Origin of the sequence: Gilliamella sp. B3022 (genome assembly GCF_028751545.1) — a bacterium.
Taxonomy (GTDB): Bacteria; Pseudomonadota; Gammaproteobacteria; order Enterobacterales; family Orbaceae; genus Gilliamella.
Genome location: NZ_CP071867.1, coordinates 582,571 through 603,531, shown reverse-complemented (window position 1 = coordinate 603,531; position 20,961 = coordinate 582,571). Strand labels below are relative to the sequence as shown.

The following is a 20,961-nucleotide window of genomic DNA, read 5'->3' as shown; positions in this document are numbered from 1 at the left end:
GAACAATAATTTTTGTTACCAATAAAGATGAAAGCAAAAGAGACACCAACCTATTCGATTGATTATTTTTAGATTGCTTTCAATGTAATAATAATGAGTTTTAATATTTTTGGTACTAACGAAAGATAAAGTAACGTTGTTGCAATCTCATTCTTAGTACCGACAGATTATGATGCATATCGGTTATTAACAATTTTTAGAGTGATAATCTAAGATGCATAATGTTTTCGAATGATGAATATTTTAGATTAGATTAACTCGTCCTGAAACTTTCAATTTGTATAAGCAAAATGTTTTTAAATAATTGATAATCATGGAAGCTCGAAATTATCCGCAATAATAATACTGTGTAAAAAATAAAGAGTGGTAAAACTTATACTAAGTATTGCTTCCATGCTAATAAAGATGTGAACAGTTTTGTTTTGATTCTCAATTCACTTTTAACAATCAACACACTGGCTTTCATTTATAAGTTAAAGCACATTCCAGTAAAAGCAAAGTGCCAATTATTCTTAATAGAGCTGGCTTTTTTTCCAAACTGGATGATAATAACTTTATCTCGAAAAACAATCAAAAAAACGACCTTTATATTCAATAGAATAATTCAGTAGTTGATTATTCTATTATTTAAATTTTGACAAAATAGAGTTGTGAGATACTATTGTTTTTCAATAAAAAAATAATAAACTGTAAATGTTTTTTTTAAGTAAGACTTTTTGATTTAAATAAGGTAAATTAATACTACTTATTTTGCATCATGTGTAATTAGTTGACTATTATTTTATTCGGAAATAAAGGTAAGTATCAAATATGCGTTATAATGAGCCACAGATGTTAACCTCAATTTTGTCTCAACAAACTTGTTTATCCCAGATAAAAGAGAAAACATTTGCATTAAATAAATTGGCTGATGTGATTAACGAGTTATTACCAACATTGCTAAGGCAGCAATATAGAATTGCTAATTATCGTCAAGGTATTCTTGTCCTTGAAGTAAGCTCAGCCAGTTGGTTAACCAGATTAAGATACGAGCAAAGTAATTTGTTATCTGAAATTAGAAAACAGATATTACCATCCCTATCTTCAATTCAATATAAAATTAATCCAGACCTTTCCAGTCAACATTCAAAAATGATCAATGATTCATCAAAAAGTGTTACAATTGCGCGAGCTTTAAGTCCTCAAAGTGCTACTTATTTGTCTGCTTTGGCAGAAAGTGCTCCAGATAAACTGAAAAAACAATTGATTAAACTTGCTAACCATGCAAAATAAGTAAAACTATTGAACAATAGTGTAAAAAGTTATACAACGAAAGATACAAGGAGTGAAATATGGATAAACAGATGATGATTTATCTTGTTATTGGCTTAGTAATTGGTTTTGTTTTAGGTATTATTTTGACGAATGTGTTTAGTGCAAAAGGGCGTAAATTTGCACAAGTAAAACGCCAACTTGAGGAAACTCAAGAGCAGTTAAAAATCCAAAAACAGACAATTAGTAAATATTTTTCACATAGCGCTGAAATTTTAGATAACATGGCTAATGATTTTCGTCGTCTTTATCAACATATGGCTGAAAATTCAGGAAAATTTACTTCAGAAAATGATATGCCAGTTATGGCTCTAGATTCGAGCAATGATACGAGTATAAAAAAAACATTCACTCTAAAAAAACAACCAAAAGATTATTCTGATGACCCTTCCGGTTTATTCAAAACTGACGAAAATAAATCCTAATAAATCTTAGTTTTTTGCACTAGAATTATCTGGTGAAATGTTGTGGTAAATATTAAATTTTTTAAGGATGAGAGAGTTTTATGATTAATAATTCTTTACTAAAACCCAAAAAATTACTTAGTTTAATTGTGTTAGGCTTAAGTCTTTCATTATCTACCTTACCTAATGCCTTTGCTGTTTTTCCTTCATTTCCAACTAGTGAAAATAGTCAGCAACAACCTAGCTTAGCATCAATGTTAGAGACAGTATTGCCTTCGGTGGTTAGCATTAAGGTTGAAGGAACTGCTCAAATGCAAACCAATATTCCTGAAGAATTTAAGCGATTTTTTGGGTATCCTGATAGTCAATCAAGAGCGTTTTCAGGGCAAGGCTCAGGCGTTATTATTGACAGTGAAAAAGGGTATATTGTTACCAATAATCATGTTATCGAAAATGCAGATAAAATCACTGTTTGTTTAAATGATGGGCATGAATATGCTGCTAAATTAATAGGTAAAGATCCTCAAAGTGATATTGCATTGCTTAAAGTTGAAGAGGCTAAGAAATTAACGGCCATTACTTTAGCTGATTCGGACAAATTACGTGTTGGTGATTATGTTGTTGCTATTGGTAATCCATTTGGAATTGGACAAACTGTTACATCTGGTATTATTTCTGCGCTAGCTCGTAGTGGACTTAATATGAATGGCTTTGAGAATTTTATTCAAACGGATGCTTCAATCAATCGAGGTAATTCAGGTGGTGCTTTAGTTAATTTAAATGGTGAATTAGTGGGGATTAATACGGCTATTATTGCACCTAGTGGTGGTAACGTCGGTATCGGTTTTGCTATACCGAGTAATATGGTGAAAAATTTAACTTCTCAACTGATTGAATATGGAGAAGTTAAACGTGGTGTACTTGGTATTAAAGGTAATGAGTTAACCTCTGATATTGCCAAAGCATTTGATTTAGATGTGCAAAAAGGTGCTTTTGTGAGTGAGGTGCTTGACGACTCTGCCGCTAAAGCAGCTGGTATTAAATCTGGTGATGTGATTGTTTCAATGGATGGTAAGCCAGTCGATAGTTTTGCAGAATTGCGAGCTAAAATTGCTACTACTGGTGCGGGCAGAACTGTACAGTTAGGTATCATTCGTGATGGTAAAACAATGACAGTCAATGTCAAATTAAAAAATAGTGATGAGTCTGCTACCGAAGCAAAATCATTACACCCAGCTCTTGACGGCGCAACATTAAGTAATGGCAATGTCAAAGGACAAAAAGGCGTTTTAATTGAAGGTATTGCTAAAAATTCGCCAGCATCTCGATTAAGTTTACAAAAAGGTGATCTTATCACGGGTGTAAATAAACAAAGGATTACCAATATTGCTGATTTACGTAAAATTATCGATAGTAAACCATCAGCAATTGCGTTAAATATTGTACGTGGTGATAGCCAACTCTATCTTATTTTACGATAATGCATTGTTTTATGTGATTTCGCCGATAGTTTCTATCGGCGAAAAACATAAATATTAACTGTTAATTAGATATGTTAAAATCATATCTATTCTACTGCTACTCTAGTAATCATTCTAATGCTTAAAAAAATCCTATGGCCAATATTGATTGGTTCTGTTTTAGCTATCGTATTGTTGATTATTTTTCCATCGCTACGTAATGGAACTCAATCAAATTTTCCAAACTTCATTTTTAATAATGACCCTATGAGTTATTCATATGCGGTTAAAACTGCTGCTCCAGCAGTAGTGAATATCTATAGTCGTTCAATTAGCTCCGTGCCAAATCGATCACAAGATAGCGCAATCACGCCATTAGGTTCAGGGGTTATAATGAGCAAACATGGTTATATTATTACTAATTATCATGTGGTAGACGGAGCAGAACAAATTATTGTTGCTTTACAAGATGGTCGAATATTTGAAGCTTTGACTGTTGGTTCTGACAAATTGGTTGATATTGCCGTTTTAAAAATTGAAGCGACTAATATTCCAACGATTCACATCAATTCCCAACGCGAACCCAAAATTGGCGATGTCGTTTTAGCAATTGGTAATCCTTATAATATTGGGCAAACTATCACTCAAGGGATCATTAGTGCAACAGGTCGAGATGGATTAAGCCCATATAGAAGACAGAATTTTATTCAAACAGATGCTTCAATTAATCATGGTAATTCAGGTGGTGCTTTGGTTAATACAAAAGGCGAATTAATGGGGATTAATACTCTGACGTTTGCAAAAAATATGGGAAATGAAATTCCAGAAGGCATTGGATTTGCTATTCCAACATCTTTGGCCGTTAAAATTATGAAGAAATTAATTCAGTATGGTAAAGTTATTCGTGGTTATATTGGTATTGATGGGTTAGAGTTTGCGCCAACACAAAATCCAAGTGATATACCAGTTGTGTTAGGTATTTTAGTGACCAATGCTGAAGGTCCTTCCTTACAAGCAGGTGTACAGCCTAATGATATTTTGATTATGGTTGATGGTAAACCGGTTAAATCAATTGTTGAAACGATGGATCAGATTGCGGAGTTGAAACCGGGACGAACCATCCCCATTATCGTATTACGAAATGGAGAAAAGATTGAATTGCAGGTGGTAATAGGGCAGTTACCAGTTTGATTGATCTTTTTTATAACTTGATTATTTACCGTTTAAGGCGTATAATTCGCGACCTTATCATGTTTTTTAACACTCGTATGGTGTATAGATTTTGCTTTTATGGCCATTTATATAGCGATACGAACAAACTTTAGAGGTTTATTATGAAAGAAGGTATCCACCCAGAATATAAAGCAATTAAAGCAACTTGTTCTTGCGGTAATGTTATTAATACTCATTCAACAATTGGTCATGATATTCATCTTGACGTATGTGGTGAATGTCACCCGTTCTATACAGGTAAACAACGTGATGTTGCAACTGGCGGACGTGTAGATAAATTTAAACAACGTTTTGCTATGGTTGGCGGTAAAAAATAATTTTCCGTAAATTACAGAGTAATCATTAAAAAAGGCGCATTATGCGCCTTTTTTATTTTTTTATCTTAATTGATGATATTATTCTTCAATAAAAATATAAATGACAGTTATTCATCAATTAAATCGGGATCGATACCTAAATTACGCATCATTTCCTTAGCTTGGCTAGGGATGCCATCTTCACGATCTTTCTGTAAGTCTTCATCGCAAGGTAGCGGTTGACCAGTGTAAGCATGAAGAAATGCTTCGCATAACAGTTCACTATTTGTTGCATGGCGTAAATTATTCACTTGTCGACGCGTACGTTCATCAGTCAATATTTTTAATACCTTTAAAGGTATGGATACAGTAATTTTTTTTACTTGCTCACTTTTTTTTCCATGCTCAGCATAGGGACTTATGTATTGGCCATTCCATTCCATCATATTTTTCACCAAATTACATCACAATTTATAGGGTTAATTTTAACTTTTTTTTTATTTTGCTGCAATCTATACATCGAGATAGTTAGACGTCTAGACATGTTGACGTCTTGAATAGTTGTGTTATTCTTATACAAGTAAATTATTAAAATAAATATAGTATTATCTAGGGATGTTATTATGGCTAGCCAATCAAAAAATTTAAGTCAAGGCACTATTGCTGTCCGAGGTGGAATCAATACCGATGATCAATATGGGAGCGTGGTTCCTGTCATTACACCGTCAACGTGTTACCGTTATCAAGAGTTTGCAACACCGAGAGAATTTGATTATGCACGCAAAGCAAATCCTAGTAGACGATTTGTTGAGGAAACGGTCGCTAAGTTGGAAGGTGGTTCGGATGCGATTCTTACTAACTGTGGTATGTCTGCCATTCATCTTGTCAGTGTAGCGCTGTTAACACCGGATGACTTGGTGGTTGCTCCTCATGATTGTTATGGTGGCAGCTATCGTCTATTTAATAGTTTAAGTCAACGTGGTTATTTTAAAGCAAAATTTGTTGATCAATCTGATCCTGTTGCATTAAAAGAAGCTTTAAGGTTACGACCAAAATTAGTATTGATTGAGACGCCAAGTAATCCATTACTTCGTGTTGTTGATATTCAAGAAATATCACAACAAGCACATGAAGTTGGTGCTCTGGTTTTAGTCGATAACACATTTATGACCCCTATATTGCAAAAACCTTTAGAGCTAGGAGCGGATATTGTCAGTCATTCATGTACTAAATTTCTGAATGGGCATTCCGATCTTTTAGCGGGTATTTTAGTATTTAAAGACCAACAACTTGCTACAGATGTGTTATGGTGGGCAAATAATATTGGTACGCTTACCTCATCATTTGATAGTTATCTATTATTACGTGGCTTGAGAACACTTGCAGCTCGAGTAATTTTACAACAAGCCAATGCACAAAAACTTGTTGAGTTTTTAGTTAACCATCCGAAAATCGCTCATGTTTATCATCCTTCGTTATCGTCTAATCTTGGTCATGAAATTGCCAAAAGACAACAAAAGGGTTTTGGTTCATTGCTAAGTTTTGAATTAGCTGGAGAACCTGAGGTAATGCCTAAATTCTTAAAAGAACTGAATATTATTACGCTGGCTCAATCTTTAGGGGGCGTTGAAAGTTTAATCTGTCATCCAGCAACAATGACTCATTCAGGTATTAGTGCTCAAGCACGTACAACAGCCGGTATTTCCGATCAACTCCTTCGTGTCTCTGTTGGTTTGGAGGATATCAATGATTTGTTGGAGGATTTAGAACAAGCTTTAGCAGCCATTTAACATTTTAGTAAAAATGATAAAGTTTAATTTACACAATGATGTGATATTTCAACTCAACACAATTCTGTTTCTTCAACTTTATCATTATGTTAAATTTTATTATTTTTTTGAAAGTCTTCTATTTTTTCTTTAATGGCAGCAAAAATTTCATCGAAAGAGTGTCGTTTTGTTCGACCACATATTTTAGCGATATTCTCACAAACTAAACATTGTCTTGGCGCAAGCTCAAATTGCGAGCGAGATACACTTTTTTGTGTTATTGGATCGATCACATCAATATCCCACAAACGACCTAATGGATGTTGGCTTTCGATATCAATGCAGTATTGTTTCAGTTTTTCAATAGCGCAATCTAACACAAGAATTGCTTCTGAACCCGTTAACTCATGATAGTGTTGCTCTTCAATTAACGGTATATTATTTTTAATAAAAAATTGATGTAACGCGGCGATCGCTTCTTGAAATAGATAATGCGCTCCACTACTACTTTTTATTGGACCTGGGATGACTAACGTTAATGATATAAGAGGTTTTTTATAAAGTGAAATAGCGGTTAGTTGGTTTTCTACCCTTTTTTCTTTAGCTAATAACATTTGCTCAAGACTAATTGGGGTGCCATCATCAAATTTAATTAACATTTTATTCATAATAAAGGAATTATAGCATGACATTATTTATGCCATGCTATAAAAGATCGTTGAGTCATTAATCTTTAACTTGACGAACTACATCAATAACAGAACCATCACGGAAATGAACGATACCTACAATTTTATCTTCAAATTCGATTGGTTTTGGTTCACCTGTTAAGGAAACCGCTCGTTGATAAAGTTCTTCAATGCTCATCACTGGTAAATTAGCTGCTTTTAAACGTTCAGCAATTTCTGGACGATTAGGGTTCACTGCAATACCATGATCAGTCACTAGTACATCAACGCTTTCACCTGGAGTTACCAGCGTGGTTACATTTTTAATTACTGTTGGGATACGGCTGCGAATTAATGGCGCAACAATAATTGTTAAGTTTGCTCCAGCAGCGGTATCACAGTGACCACCAGATGCTCCGCGCATTACGCCATCAGAACCCGTTAATACATTTACATTGAAATTAAGGTCAATTTCTAAAGCACTTAAAATCACAATATCTAATTCATCAACGCTTGCCCCTTTAGAAGCTGGGTTAGCATAAACATTGGTTGAGACTTCAATATGATCTTTATTTCGGCCTAAAGATTGTCCTGCTGCACCGTCAAAGCTTTGGGTATCTAATAAACGTTTAACCAATCCTTTTTCATGTAAATCAACAATACTTGCTGTAATGCCACCTAAAGCAAATGAGGCTGTGATATTTTTAGCGCGCATACGATTTTCAAGGAAACGCGTTGCGGCTGTTGAAGAAGCGCCAGAACCAGTTTGAATTGAGAAGCCATCTTCAAAATAACCAGAATGTTCAATAACATCAGCAGCGTAACGAGCAATCATAAGTTCACGAGGATTGGTTGTGATACGTGCTGCACCAACACTGATTTTGGTTGGGTCACCGACTTCATCAACTTTAACAATATAGTCAACTTGATCTTGACGAATACTAGCAGGGTTATTTGGATAACCAACGATATCTTCAGTGAGTAAAACCACTTTTTTGGCAAACTGTGCATCAACCATTGCATAGCCAAGTGCACCACATTGTGACTTACCTGATACACCATTAGCATTACCTTGTTCATCAGCAGTAGATACGGCTAAAAATGCGATATCAATATTAATTTCACCACTTTGGATAAGTTTTACCCGTCCACCATGAGAATGGATATGTACAGGGTTATCCATTAAACCATGTGAAATTGCATCAGCTAATTTTCCACGTAATCCAGAGGTGTAAATTTTAGTAATCACACCAGCTTCAATATGTGGAATTAATGCTGCATTACAACTTAACAATGAACTTGATGCTAAAGTCAGATTTTTAATGCCTAATTGACTAATTGTCTCTACAACTTTATTGATAACCTTATCACCTTCACGGAAAGCGTGATGGAAAGATATGGTCATACCGTCACGTAATTCACAATTTTTAATTGCTTGTTCAATAGAATCACATAATTTACGAGTATATTTAGACTCATCTTTTAAATATGGTGTTGTTGCATTAGCATCAGTAAATGGTGTGATATTTTTAAGATCAGGATGCTGTTTTAATAAATCATCAATTTTTTGGTTTATAGAAGTTGTCATATTTCAATCCTATCAAATTTCTTTACGTACACCGGAGTATTTTGCTAGTTCAATGATTTTTTGAGCACGAGTAATAATTGGTGCATCAATCATTTTGCCATTCAAAGAAACAACTCCAAGCCCCTTTCTTTCACCTTCTTCAGCTGCTTCAACTACTTTTTTAGCGTTTTCTACTTCACTCGCAGTAGGAGCATAAGCATTGTGTAAAAGCTCAATTTGTCTTGGATTAATCAATGATTTACCGTTGTATCCTAATTTTTTGATTAGGCTGACTTCTTTTAAGAAACCTTCGTCGTCATTAACATTTGAATAGACAACATCAAAAGCATCGATACCCGCTACACGAGCTGCATGTAAAACAGCGCAACGAGCATAAAACAATTCCGTACCATCGCCTCTTTCTGTTTGCATATCGACAAGATAGTCAAATGCAGCTAAAGCGATACCAATTAAACGAGACGATGATTTAGCAATCGAAACTGCATTAACAACACCTAGAGCCGATTCAATGGCTGCCATTAATTTAGTACTGCCGACTTCACGCCCACATTCTTTTTCAATTCGTTCAACGTGAGCTTCAAGCTCATGAATATCTTCTGCGCTGTTTGTCATTGGTAAACGAACAACATCTACTCCTGCTCGAACTACGGCTTCTAAATCTTTAAGTCCAAATGGTGTATTTAGTGCGTTAATTCTGACCACTGTTTCAATATTGTGTTCTTTATAAACAGGCATTTTTAATGTTTGAGCTACTAGTAGACGTGCTGAGTCTTTTTCTTTAATTGAAACCGCATCCTCAAGGTCAAACATGATTGAATCAGGTTTGTATACAAACGATGTTGATAACATTGCGGCATTGGCGCCTGGAAGAAATAACATGCTGCGACGTAATTTTTTCATAGTAATTTACTCCAATCTAAATTCTCTTCTTCTGCACCGCGTAATACTGCACATTGAATTCTTGCTCTAATCGCACAATCTAAAGCGCCTTTATCATCAATAATAATTAAACCATCAGTTACATTCAAATCATTTAAAGTCTGATTGACCACTTCACGTATTTGATCGCCAAATTGCTTATTAACATCACTATTAATAACAATTTCAATCCCCGTATTTGGCATGACTTTAACTAACAAATCGCTCGATTCGAGAGTCCCAGCCATAGCTTCTTTTTGTATTTTCATTTTTTTACCTTTTAAAACGTGTTAAATTTTAAATTTATCCAAATTAGCCGAAAGATAATCCCATGTTGTTGGGGGAACCAACGTTTTTACCTGTTCATATTGCCCAGCTGCTAATAGCTTTCTTACTAATGAAGCTGATACAACACAATTGTTTTCGGATATTCGTTCAACTTCTACAACTGTGATAGCTGGTAGATTACTTACCGTATTATCTTCAAGCCAATAGCGCATCGCATCGTTATAAGCTTTGGTCACCTCATCAAAAGGTTCAGTCCCGACAAATCGATAAGTGATATTGAGACTTGGAGCAATATAATTTCGGAAAATTAGCAGATCGATACCCATATAGGCTTGATCAATCTTTGTTTTATCTTTTAGGAAATAAGTAGGAAATGTTGCTCTAGATATAATATAGGGTGAGCTTGCATGCACAGTGACATTCTTTATCTGCTTTGTGCCATCTTTAACTAACTTTAAGCGTGTATCAAAGGAAAATTGCGAGGCATTTTCATTGACAACAAATACATGTAACCAATCACATTGACTTGCCGCATATTGTACTAAGTATTGATGACCTTTAGTAAAAGGATTAGCATTCATAACAATGCTACCAATTTTTTTCCCTTCTTTTTTCTGTGCATTGAGTTGTTTACAATATAGCTGTATTCCGACTGGATTGTTCTCCATTAGGACAACTAAATCGGTTATTTCAACAATCGGGTAAAAACCGCATCCTTTAAAGAAATCTATATTTTCAGGCTTTGTGTATAAAAAAAGGTGAAAATAGCCGTTTTCATTGGCATATTTTATGGTGTGATCCATTAAAGTCAGATTTAGTTGATTACCACGATATTGAGGATCGATGGCAACACATTTGATAATATTGCGATCCATACCTGCACAAGCAATAATTTTATCGTTAATTTTTGCAACCATAAAAAGAGTCACTTGCGAATCTAAATCAAGATCCGATCGAGATAATAATTGCTTAATGTCTTGATGGTCTTGTTCTGATTTAGAAATATCAACGATGGTATAATCAACTAAATCATACATAAAATTACCCTCTTTCTGCTACAACGTAATTGGTTAAACGACCAATTCCTGTAATTTCGACTTCAATCTTATCACCATCTTTCATAAATACTGGAGGATTACGTTTTTTACCTACGCCACCAGGTGAACCAGTGAGGATGACATCTCCAGGCGATAAACGAGTAAATGTACTGATGTAAGAAACAAGTTCTGGTACGGTGTGCACAAGATTTTTAATTGAATCGTGCTGCATTTCCTGACCATTTAGATAAGTCGTTAAAGATAAAACTTTTGGATCAGGAATTTCATCACTGGTTGTAATGCATGGACCAAATGCACCAGTACTTGGCCAGTTTTTACCGGCAGTAAACCAAGTGTATTGCCAATCACGGATAGATCCATCCATATAGCAACTGTAGCCAGCTACATGTGATAATGCCTCTTCTGGTTTAATACGAAATCCTGCTTTACCAATAATAATGGCTAATTCACCTTCGTAATCTAATTCGTTAGTGATAGCTGGTTTGATAATATTAGTTTTGTGCCCTGTTTGAGAATCAGGAAAACGAACGAATAACGTTGGTGCTGAGCTAGTTTCGTTAAATTCCGCGCGTTTTTCAGCATAATTCATACCAACACATAAAATTTTGTTTGGATTTGGGATAACAGGTAGATAAATAATGTCTTGTTCATCAATGTCGCTTGGTGCATCAAGATAAGTTTTGGCGACAGAGAGTCCTTCTGGATCAGCAAGTAGAGATTTTAAATCGGCATATTTATTACCTAATTTTTCTTTTAAATCAACAATACCATTGTGAGTAAGAAGACCAAAACTTGCTCGATCAGAGACAAGATAACTGACAAGCTTCATGAAAACTCCTTAAAAGCTGTTTTATGCTAAATTTAACTATAAATAAAAACGAACAACCTTAGATAAACTAAGGTTGCTCTTTAAAATTTTAATCTAAACTAAGAAATTGCCGAGAATGAGTAATGACACTGATACATTTATTGCACCACCTATACGGGTTGCAATTTGAGCAAATGGCATTAACTCCATACGTTCTGCGGCAGTTAAGATTGCTACGTCACCTGTTCCGCCTTGACCACTTTGACAACATGAAATAACAGCAGCATCTATCGGATACATACCTAATTTTTTAGCGACAAAGAAACCAGTGGTGACTAAACTAACAACAGTACAAACAATAACAATTAAATTTGTAATAGTGAAAGCAGCAACGATTTTATCCCATGGAGTGATTGCTACACCTACCGCAAATAGAATTGGATAGGTAACAGACGTTTGGAAAAATTTGTAAACGACTTGTGAACCACTTAATACTTTCGGTGAAACACCTGATACTAACTTAACAAAAACTGCAGCAAATAACATTCCTACCGGAGCTGGAATACCTGTTACTTTATGACCAATCATACCAACCATATAAAGAATCGCTGCTAATAATACACCTGAAGCAAATGTTGTTACATCGATAATAGGTTCAGCTTTAGCTGATTTTTTAGCACCCATTAATTCATCATCTTCTGAAGCCGGTAATAATCGTCCATTACCAGTTAAATGTGGATAAGCTTTACCAATACGGTTTAGAATACCACCACAAATAATACCCGTTAAACCACCTAACATAACGATTGGTAATACACGGCCAAGCGCCTCACCTTGTTCCATACCTAATATTGATGCATATCCGATTGAAAGAGGAATAGCTCCTTCACCAACACCACCTGCCATAATAGGTAATACCAAGAAGAAGAATGTTTCAAATGGTGATAAACCTAATAAATAACCAACACCAACACCAACTAACATTCCAACAATTTCACCACATACCATTGGTCCAAATATTTTTAAGAATCCTTGAATAAGCGTTTTCTTATCCATATTCATAATACTACCAACGATAATACAACAAATGTACAGATACAAAATGTGCGTATCTTTGTAGAATTTTGTTGTTGCTTCGACAACCGGAGTTGGCAAAATACCATAATATACTAATGCCGACGGAATGAAGGTTGCACAGATCGCTGCTGCTCCCATTTTCCCAACGATTGGTAAACGTTTACCAATTTCACCACATAGGAAGCCAAAGAATGCACAAGTTACCACCATCACAACAATTTCGCTAGGTAATTTACCAGTTACTAACACTTCAGCAAAAATTAGAATACCAGCAATTATAAATAATGGAAGCGGGATTACACCAATTTTATAATTGTCCATAAGCCGCCACCAATTGTATGGCCATCCAGTTAGTTGTTGATTCCCATTGTGAGAACATTTATCATGTTTTTGTTCATCAGAGCTCGATACTGATTCTTTTTCAGTCCGCGTTTTCCCGATTGAATTAAGATCCGCCATATTTTATTTTTCTCCAAAAAATCTGAATTGCTAAATTGGCGCATATGGTTGCAAAATTTTAAACCTAATTTTGTGATTTAAATCATACTTTGAGTGTGGTTTTTATGGTTTTAAAGGCTATATGTTTTTTAATGCTGTGATAAACTTAAAGTCAATACTAAATTTTTAATATGAGCGTTATTATGCGAAAAAAAGTACAATTATCTTTTGCGACAAAGTTATTTCTGTCCCTTTTGCTTTTTTCTTTAATAATGCTCGCACTTTTACAAAGTTATATATGGAATGCAACGAAGACTACATTATATAAAAGTTTGGGTGAAAAAGCACAAATTCAAGCCAAAGAATTGTCTGTGATCCCAAGTTTAATAAAATATGTTAAAGAAAAAGATACTGTCGAGTTAGCCAATTTAGTTAATGATATTTTTGAACAAAGTGATGCCAGCTATATCGTTATTGGTGATGAACAAGCTTATCGATTATATCATACCTCAAATAATAAGTTATATTCACCAATGGTTGGTGGGGATAATAAGGAAGTATTAAGAGGAAAGAGCAGTGTTACTATTAGCGAAGGCTCGTTAGGTTTAGCACTTCGAGGTAAAGCTCCTATTATGGATCAAGGTAAAATAATAGGGATTATATCTGTTGGTTATATGATTGATGATATATATGTATTACATATTAACCAATTTATACCCATCATCATTTTTTGTTCCTTACTCTTTTTTGCATTGTTTGTTTTTTCGTTCTTTTTTTCAAAAGCAGTTAAAAAACAGATGTTTAATTTAGAGCCTAAAGAGATTGCCTTACTGGTTAAAAGCCAAAAGTCAATAATGGAATCTATTTTTGAAGGGATCATCGCCATTGATCTTAATTATAAAATTATCAATATTAATCAATCAGCTCGCAATATGTTAGACATCATTGCGAGTGATCAAGATTTGCTTAACCATGATTTACGCAATGTTATCAAATCAACTGATTTTCTTTACGGCAATGAAAATCAGACAAAAGATGTGCATGATTATATTTGTTACTTTAATAATATTATTGTCATTGCTAATCGAATTCGTGTGATTGTGGATGATCAAATTCAAGGTTGGGTGATCACTTTTCGCAATTATGATGATATCAATTTATTAAGTATGAAATTGACTCAGGTTACTCAATATATTGATAATTTGCGGGCTTTACGGCATGAACACCTTAATTGGATGGCGACTTTATCGGGACTCATTTATATGAAACGTTATGAAGAAGCGCAATCCTTTATTACTTTACATTCGGCGGATAATCAAAACTGTTTAGATTTTATTTCTGAACATTTCAAAATACCGGCGGTTTGTGGATTATTAATTGGTAAATATTCAAAGTCACATGAAATTGGCTTGAATTTAATTTTTGACCCTGCATGTCAATTAAGTGCATTACCTGTATTGATCACTGAAACCGAGTTTATGTCAGTGCTAGGTAATTTACTTGATAACGCTTTTAATGCGTGTTTGAAAAATAATCAGGGTGATAAAACGATTTATTTGTATCTAAGTGATGCAACGGATGAAATTGTATTAGAAGTGAGTGATCAAGGATGTGGTATAGATGCAAGTATTCGAGAATCAATATTCGAACCAGGCGTAACCTCTCAAGATGCTAAAGAGCATGGTATCGGTTTGCATCTTGTTTCAACCTACATAAAAAAGGCTAATGGTTATATTACATTTGAAGACAATACACCATATGGCACAATTTTTTCAGTTTTTATACCTAAATAATAAAAAAGAGGTAAATGCATGAGTGAGCTTAACGAATATAAAGAAGAGGCCATAAAAGTTCTTATTGTTGAAGATGAACCTATTTTAGCAGAATTAAACGCTGAATTTATTCAGAGGGATACCAAAGTAAAAGTCGTTGGGATTGCGTCAAATTTAGATGAAGCTAAAATAATGGTTGAAAAGTTAAAACCAACATTAATTTTACTAGATAATTATCTGCCCGATGGTAAAGGTATTGAATTATTTGAGTATATTATTAATAACCAACTAGACTGTTATGTTATTTTTATCACTGCTGCAAGTGATATGGATACGTGCAGTAAAGCTATACGTTTTGGTGCTTTTGATTATTTAATTAAACCGGTATCTTATCAACGATTAAAACATTCACTTGAGCGTTTTGAGCTTTTTTTATACCGTCAAAGTTTACAAAAACATGTCAATCAAAGGCGTATTGATGAATTGTTTAATTTGCAAACTAAGGATTTTGTTGATATCAATCGTCACTCTAAAGGGATTGAAGAGATTACTTTACAAAAAGTTAAAGATCTATTTATGAAGATAGACGAACCACAAACGGTAGATCAAATAGTCGAAAAAGCAAATATTAGTAAAACTACAGCCAGACGATATTTAGAATATTGTGTCCAAACTAAATTATTGGTAGTTGAACTCAATCACGGGAAAATAGGGCGTCCTGAAAGACTTTATAAACGATTAGGAAAGTAATGGTTTGTGCATAGTTAATATGTTGATCCGATTTTATATAGTTTATGATGATTTAAATATGCTTATTCGTTATTTTAGCCATTAAATATTTGATGCTAAATTGAATAAATCCAACGGTTGGAGAGTTTCAATTGAGTATCAAATATTAGAAGTAAATGTATGTCTATAACAAAATAATTATTATAGCAAATAATGAAATAAGCTTACCAAATGAATAAAACACAAATGTTTTATAATACGATAAGCACCATTACCGATGGAAGCGCATACAGTGACCTATTTAGTAAATGAATGATAATACTTAATATTAGTTATGATGGGCTATTAAAAGCCCATCTAAATGTTTTTTTCATTATTCTTTAATTCCACTATCTTTGATCACTTGCTGATACCAATAAAAGCTATCTTTTTTAATTCGGTTAAGCGTTTTTAAATCATGGTCATCCCGATCGACATAAACGAAGCCATAACGTTTTTTAAAACCTTGATGTGAACTCAATAAATCAATTATTGACCATGGACAATATCCAAATAATTCAACTCCATCCTCAATTGCATCATGACAAGCTAAAATATGGGATTTTAAATAATCGATGCGATAATCATCATGTATCTTATTGTCAGCGGTTAACGTATCTGGGGTGCCTAAACCATTCTCAGTGATGATTAATGGTAAACGATATTTTCGATAATATTCATTTAGTACAAGACGTAGTCCCATAGGGTCAATTTGAGCACCATAAGTTGATGCGATTAAATTTGGGTTTTTCTCGATTTTAAAATAACCATAAAGGTCAAAATCGATATCTTTTTCTTTCGTGCCAAATGGATGCGCATCATCCTCAGGTAAATAACTGGCAACTAAAGTTCGATAATAATTTACGGCAATAAAATCGGGTTTTGCTTGTTTTAATATTTCTGCATCTTCTGGATGAGTATCAGGATAGATTCTACAGCGGGTTAGATAGTTTTTATAATAGCCAGGATAATCACCAAAACAGTACATTTCAAGCGCATAATGAGTTTTGAAATTATCGTTCATTTTTGCAGCCCATACATCCATGGGTTTGTTACTTGCCGGATAAGTCATCGTGGATGAAACCGCAGGACCGACTTTACTGTCAGAAATTAATTTATGACAATCATTGGTTGCCATTGCATGTGCAACAAACATATGATAATCCATTTGTGCACGAACTTTTTCAATATTTTGTGGTGCAACGTTATACATATTCATTCTTTCATTTACACGAATCATCAGATTTTGTTCATTATTAATCTGCCAGTGTTTGACTCGATCGCCAAATGCTTTATAACACACTTGAGCATAGCGTCTAAATGCATTCACTGAACGACGATCTTGCCAACCATTGTATTTATCAACTAAGGCAAAAGGTAAGTCAAAGTGATAAAGCGTTATAAAAGGTACAATATTGTTTTTAAGTAATTCGTTAATGACTCGATTGTAAAAATCAATTCCTGCTTGATTTATTTCACCTTCGCCATCAGGAATAATTCTTGCCCAAGATAGTGAAAAGCGATAGGTTTTTAATCCTAATTCTTTAAATAAAGCAATATCACTTTCGACATGATGATAAAAATCACTGGCAACTTTACTGTCTGCTTGTGTGGCGGAGCGTTGAAATGAATTATAATCAGCAACGGTCATTCCTTTTCCATCCTCATCCCATCCTCCTTCTATTTGAAAAGCTGACGAAGATGCTCCCCACCAGAAATCCTTTGCAAAAGCTTTCATATCTAAACCTCTAAACTTGAATAACGAATAAATTGTCTGTAATACTTACTTGAGATTGTTGACAATCTTTTATATTTTTATATTGATCGGAATTAACCACAATAATTGAAGTGGTTAAATCAAATTCCGGTTTTATTTTGTCAATATCAAATGAAACTAATTTGGTTCCTTTAGTAATATGTTGACCAGCGTGGACATAAGACTGGAAGTATTTACCTTGTAAGTTAACCGTATCTATGCCAATATGAATTAGCAGTTCAATACCATTATCCAATTTTAGACCCATAGCATGTAAAGTAGGGAAGAGCGCTGTAACAGTGCAGTCTTCTGGTGCAATGATTTCACCAATATTAGGATAAACTGCGATTCCTTTTCCCATTGCTCCTGAGGCAAATGCTTCATCTTTAACACAATTTAAAGCAATCACATCACCAGCAACAGGAGACACAATAGCGGTATCCGATGTTAATTGGGTTTGTGATGATGTTTCAATTGTCTTTGATGCTTCTTCATTTGCTATATCATTAAATCCAACAATCATCGTCATAATGCATGAACCAAAAAAAGCAAAACCAATACCAATTAAATAACATAAGAAAGCTTTTGTACCTGCTTGTGCATAAACAGGTATTGTTAATATCCCTTGGTTAGCAAAAGCATTACCATAAGCACCTCCCCAACCCATCAATCCACCTGCGATTGCACCACAAATCACGGCACAGATCATCGGTCTTTTTAATCTTAAGTTCGCCCCATAAATAGCGGGTTCAGTAATGCCAAACAGAGCAGTAACTGTTGCTGAGGCAGCCACTGTTTTCAAATTTTTATTTTTAGTTTTAAAAAATACTCCAATAGCGGCACCTGCTTGCGCAAAATTAGCCGCACCTGCAAATGCAAGAAGATTTTGCCTTCCTGTTTGTGCTACATCATTGATACCAATTGGCACAATCGCACGGTGAGCGCCAAATATCACTAAAATACACCATACGCCACCAATAAAGGCACCTAATAAGATAGGACTAAAACCCATGATGTAGTAATAGATCCAGTTTATAAATTCACCAATATAAATTCCAATTGGACCGAAAACAAGTAACGTAGTAGGGATCATGATGAGTAGTGAAAATGTGGGTACCATGATTATTTTTAAGACTTCAGGAATGATATTTTCTAAAAATTTTTGTACATAACTTAAAATAAAAACAGTAATAATAATTGGAATGACACTGGATGTATAGTTGGCTTTAGTCAGTTCAATCGCAAAAAAGGTGACCTCACTTTTACTTGTCATTAACGTCACAATCGTGGGATAACATAGCGTTGCGCCAATAATCATTGAGATGAATTGATGGGCTTTAAATACTTTAGCTGCGGTATAACCTAGAATTATTGGCATAAAGTAAAATACAGCATCAGATGCTGCATGTAAAATAATATAAGTATTATAAGTTTTAATGTCCGTTGAATAGTAATTAGCAATAATAACCGCAATTGCTAAGATACCTTTTAGCATACCCGATGCAGCTATTGCTGGAATAATTGGGGTGAAAATGGCGGCAAAAGCATTGAGTATTCTAATGCCAATTGATACTTTGGGTTGTTCTTGTTTTATTGAGATTTCTTCACCTATAAGTGGTAAAAGTGCCTCATAAATTTTACTGACTTTATTTCCCATTACCACCTGATATTGCCCATTACTTTTTACAACTGAAATGACGCCTTCCGTTTGTAATAATTTTTCATGATTCGCTTTATTATTATCGTTTAATTGGAATCGTAATCGAGTCAAGCAATGGCTTACACTGATAATATTTTGCTTATTCCCAACCAACAGTAATATTTGCTGTGCAATTTTCTCATAATCCATTATTTTCTCCCTGATGTTAACAATGGTTAATTTTTGGTAGAAAAAAGACCAAACAGACCAGAATTGTTGTTAACATTGAAACAATCATGATCATGTATAGTTGATCATATTAATTTTATTAATAATACTTTTTTACCATTGAGTTAACTTTCATCAACCTAACACAGATTAAAAGGTTAAACAAGATTGATTTGAATTGAAGCTAACTATTTTATTTCGTTATATTTTTAACTTCTAGGATCGTAAGCATTAAAATTATAATTCATGGAAGCAGTGCAAAAAGTCGTGTTTATTACTTTGGTCTTGTACTTTTTTTGGCACATATAATATTTGCTTTAGGATTGACGGTTTTCCAATCATGGTAGGTTATGTTTATGTTAGTCTGTTATATTCAATGACGGCGGCTTATTGCAGTCTAGCGACTGTAGCGATTTTGGGTACCATGTTTTATTGTTTCTATTATTCAAATAGAACAATAAAATCAAAGTATTGATAAATATCTCTAAATGCCCATAATATATTTTTGTACTGCTAAGAAAGAGTCAGATATTTAGCCCAAAATGCTGTCATTGTTCAATTAATATTGTGATAAAAACCAAGTAATAGCAATTAAATCAGCAGTACCACCGGGACTTAAGTTGCGTTTTATAAATTCTTCATCTAATTGATTTAAAAGTTTAAAAACATTGGCATGAGTCATTCCACCTAGTTTAATGAGTTTTTTCGCCTCTTGTTGAGCAAAGGTTAATCCTTCTAAGCCACCTCTAGACACTAAATTAGTATCTTGATTATAGGCAAGCAGATGTAACATTGCTTGCAGTAAACAGGTTTCTTCATCGTAACCACTATCTTTCATCGTTTTATAGATAGGAAGTGAGATGTTACGAACCGTTGCATAGCCTGATTCTGCTTCCCCTCTTGCTCCAGACAGATTGTGAAGTTTAAACAGTTTTTCACCTATTGAAGTGGTTTGGTTATTTTGTCTCAGTTCGTTGGTAACAATTCCTTGGCAAATGGTTGAAACTTCATGACAAATATTTTGCTTATTGATTGTTAAGCCTAGTTGTTCTAGTTTGCCAATGGCACCTAGTAATAGCCCAAAAGCAAAAATACCGCCTTTGTGTGTGTTGACTTGATTCGTCGCTTGGTACATTGCTTGCTCACACTCTATACCAATCGGTCTAATTCCTGCCAAAAATTGTTGGTTATTCTGCAAAGCAGATGTTTGACCATAACGATAAAAATGTTCAAACCATGGGCAGATTGCTTTGATACTTTGAACAAAAGTGTGAAAGTCCATATCACGATGTGCACCGTTGTTATTCATATCAACCAATCCAGGTTTAGGCGATAAACAGATCTCTTTTATTAATGCTTTTGTCGCTAATTGTGCGGGTACAGATTGATTGTTATCACTGTTTAATTCATGTTCTAATAGTGCTATTTGCTGTGAATAATCACTCATTATCAATGGTTACCTATAGGCGATGATATAAAATC

General features: G+C 34.2%; 18 protein-coding genes and 1 pseudogene. 8 read left to right on the top strand and 11 right to left on the bottom strand.

What is annotated here, in order from left to right:
* The first annotated feature begins 810 nt into the window (after nucleotides 1-810).
* The 5 genes from J4T76_RS02655 (at nucleotide 811) to rpmE (ending at nucleotide 4,725) form a co-directional block, all read left to right on the top strand.
* On the top strand, nucleotides 811-1,272 hold the full coding sequence (locus tag J4T76_RS02655; RefSeq protein ID WP_267339578.1) for a DUF721 domain-containing protein: 462 nt from the start codon (nucleotides 811-813) through the stop codon (nucleotides 1,270-1,272).
* A 59-nt stretch (nucleotides 1,273-1,331) separates the two neighbouring features.
* Entirely contained in the window at nucleotides 1,332-1,736 is a 405-nt protein-coding gene (locus J4T76_RS02650; RefSeq protein WP_267339577.1) for a YhcB family protein, read from the top strand.
* Nucleotides 1,737-1,816: 80 nt separating this feature from the next.
* On the top strand, nucleotides 1,817-3,196 hold the full coding sequence (locus J4T76_RS02645; RefSeq protein ID WP_267339576.1) for a Do family serine endopeptidase: 1,380 nt from the start codon (nucleotides 1,817-1,819) through the stop codon (nucleotides 3,194-3,196).
* A gap of 117 nt (nucleotides 3,197-3,313) precedes the next feature.
* Nucleotides 3,314-4,366, top strand: coding sequence for an outer membrane-stress sensor serine endopeptidase DegS (degS, locus tag J4T76_RS02640; protein ID WP_267339575.1), 1,053 nt, complete (start codon nucleotides 3,314-3,316; stop codon nucleotides 4,364-4,366).
* Between the two features lie 143 nt (nucleotides 4,367-4,509).
* The gene (rpmE, locus tag J4T76_RS02635; RefSeq protein ID WP_034883381.1) at nucleotides 4,510-4,725 is read left to right on the top strand and encodes a 50S ribosomal protein L31; all 216 of its coding nucleotides are present in this window, start codon (nucleotides 4,510-4,512) and stop codon (nucleotides 4,723-4,725) included.
* 107 nt (nucleotides 4,726-4,832) lie between these two features.
* Here rpmE and metJ read toward each other — a convergent pair whose 3' ends face one another.
* Complete coding sequence (gene metJ / locus J4T76_RS02630; RefSeq protein WP_267339574.1) at nucleotides 4,833-5,150, bottom strand: met regulon transcriptional regulator MetJ; 318 nt, start codon at nucleotides 5,148-5,150, stop codon at nucleotides 4,833-4,835.
* A gap of 177 nt (nucleotides 5,151-5,327) precedes the next feature.
* Here metJ and metB point away from each other — a divergent pair, with 177 nt between their 5' ends.
* A complete protein-coding gene (gene metB / locus J4T76_RS02625) occupies nucleotides 5,328-6,494 on the top strand; it encodes a cystathionine gamma-synthase (RefSeq protein WP_267355755.1) in 1,167 nt (388 codons plus the stop codon).
* 89 nt (nucleotides 6,495-6,583) lie between these two features.
* Here the strand turns inward: metB and citX are convergent, their stop codons facing one another.
* The 7 genes and pseudogenes from citX to J4T76_RS02590 all read right to left on the bottom strand — a co-directional run.
* Nucleotides 6,584-7,132, bottom strand: a complete 549-nt coding sequence (citX, locus tag J4T76_RS02620; RefSeq protein WP_267339572.1) for a citrate lyase holo-[acyl-carrier protein] synthase — start codon at nucleotides 7,130-7,132, stop codon at nucleotides 6,584-6,586.
* A gap of 67 nt (nucleotides 7,133-7,199) precedes the next feature.
* Nucleotides 7,200-8,729, bottom strand: coding sequence for a citrate lyase subunit alpha (citF, locus tag J4T76_RS02615; protein ID WP_267339571.1), 1,530 nt, complete (start codon nucleotides 8,727-8,729; stop codon nucleotides 7,200-7,202).
* A 12-nt stretch (nucleotides 8,730-8,741) separates the two neighbouring features.
* Nucleotides 8,742-9,629: a citrate (pro-3S)-lyase subunit beta gene (gene citE, locus J4T76_RS02610; RefSeq protein ID WP_267339570.1), complete on the bottom strand. Its 888-nt coding sequence runs from the start codon at nucleotides 9,627-9,629 to the stop codon at nucleotides 8,742-8,744.
* The gene (gene citD / locus J4T76_RS02605) at nucleotides 9,626-9,916 is read right to left on the bottom strand and encodes a citrate lyase acyl carrier protein (protein ID WP_267339569.1); all 291 of its coding nucleotides are present in this window, start codon (nucleotides 9,914-9,916) and stop codon (nucleotides 9,626-9,628) included. The genes citE and citD overlap by 4 nt, the downstream gene beginning before the upstream one ends.
* A 21-nt stretch (nucleotides 9,917-9,937) precedes the next feature.
* Nucleotides 9,938-10,972 (bottom strand): [citrate (pro-3S)-lyase] ligase, encoded by a 1,035-nt coding sequence (citC, locus tag J4T76_RS02600; protein ID WP_267345180.1) that lies wholly within the window; start codon nucleotides 10,970-10,972, stop codon nucleotides 9,938-9,940.
* A 4-nt stretch (nucleotides 10,973-10,976) separates the two neighbouring features.
* Entirely contained in the window at nucleotides 10,977-11,822 is an 846-nt protein-coding gene (locus J4T76_RS02595) for a fumarylacetoacetate hydrolase family protein (protein WP_267339567.1), read from the bottom strand.
* 93 nt (nucleotides 11,823-11,915) lie between these two features.
* Nucleotides 11,916-13,211: pseudogene (locus J4T76_RS02590) on the bottom strand (2-hydroxycarboxylate transporter family protein); the annotation flags it as partial.
* A gap of 308 nt (nucleotides 13,212-13,519) precedes the next feature.
* On the opposite strand from J4T76_RS02590, the gene J4T76_RS02585 reads away from it, so the two are divergent.
* Nucleotides 13,520-15,109 carry an ATP-binding protein gene (locus J4T76_RS02585; protein ID WP_267339565.1) on the top strand — a complete coding sequence of 530 codons (1,590 nt, stop codon included), beginning with the start codon at nucleotides 13,520-13,522 and terminating at the stop codon, nucleotides 15,107-15,109.
* 18 nt (nucleotides 15,110-15,127) lie between these two features.
* Nucleotides 15,128-15,838 (top strand): response regulator, encoded by a 711-nt coding sequence (locus J4T76_RS02580; RefSeq protein WP_267339564.1) that lies wholly within the window; start codon nucleotides 15,128-15,130, stop codon nucleotides 15,836-15,838.
* A gap of 352 nt (nucleotides 15,839-16,190) precedes the next feature.
* Here J4T76_RS02580 and J4T76_RS02575 read toward each other — a convergent pair whose 3' ends face one another.
* The 3 genes from J4T76_RS02575 to citG all read right to left on the bottom strand — a co-directional run bounded on the left by J4T76_RS02575 (nucleotide 16,191) and on the right by citG (nucleotide 20,926).
* Nucleotides 16,191-17,594, bottom strand: coding sequence for a glycoside hydrolase family 1 protein (locus tag J4T76_RS02575; protein WP_267339563.1), 1,404 nt, complete (start codon nucleotides 17,592-17,594; stop codon nucleotides 16,191-16,193).
* Nucleotides 17,595-17,604: 10 nt separating this feature from the next.
* Nucleotides 17,605-19,461 (bottom strand): beta-glucoside-specific PTS transporter subunit IIABC, encoded by a 1,857-nt coding sequence (locus tag J4T76_RS02570; RefSeq protein WP_267339562.1) that lies wholly within the window; start codon nucleotides 19,459-19,461, stop codon nucleotides 17,605-17,607.
* A gap of 577 nt (nucleotides 19,462-20,038) precedes the next feature.
* Nucleotides 20,039-20,926, bottom strand: coding sequence for a triphosphoribosyl-dephospho-CoA synthase CitG (gene citG, locus J4T76_RS02565; protein WP_267339561.1), 888 nt, complete (start codon nucleotides 20,924-20,926; stop codon nucleotides 20,039-20,041).
* Nucleotides 20,927-20,961: the final 35 nt, after the last annotated feature.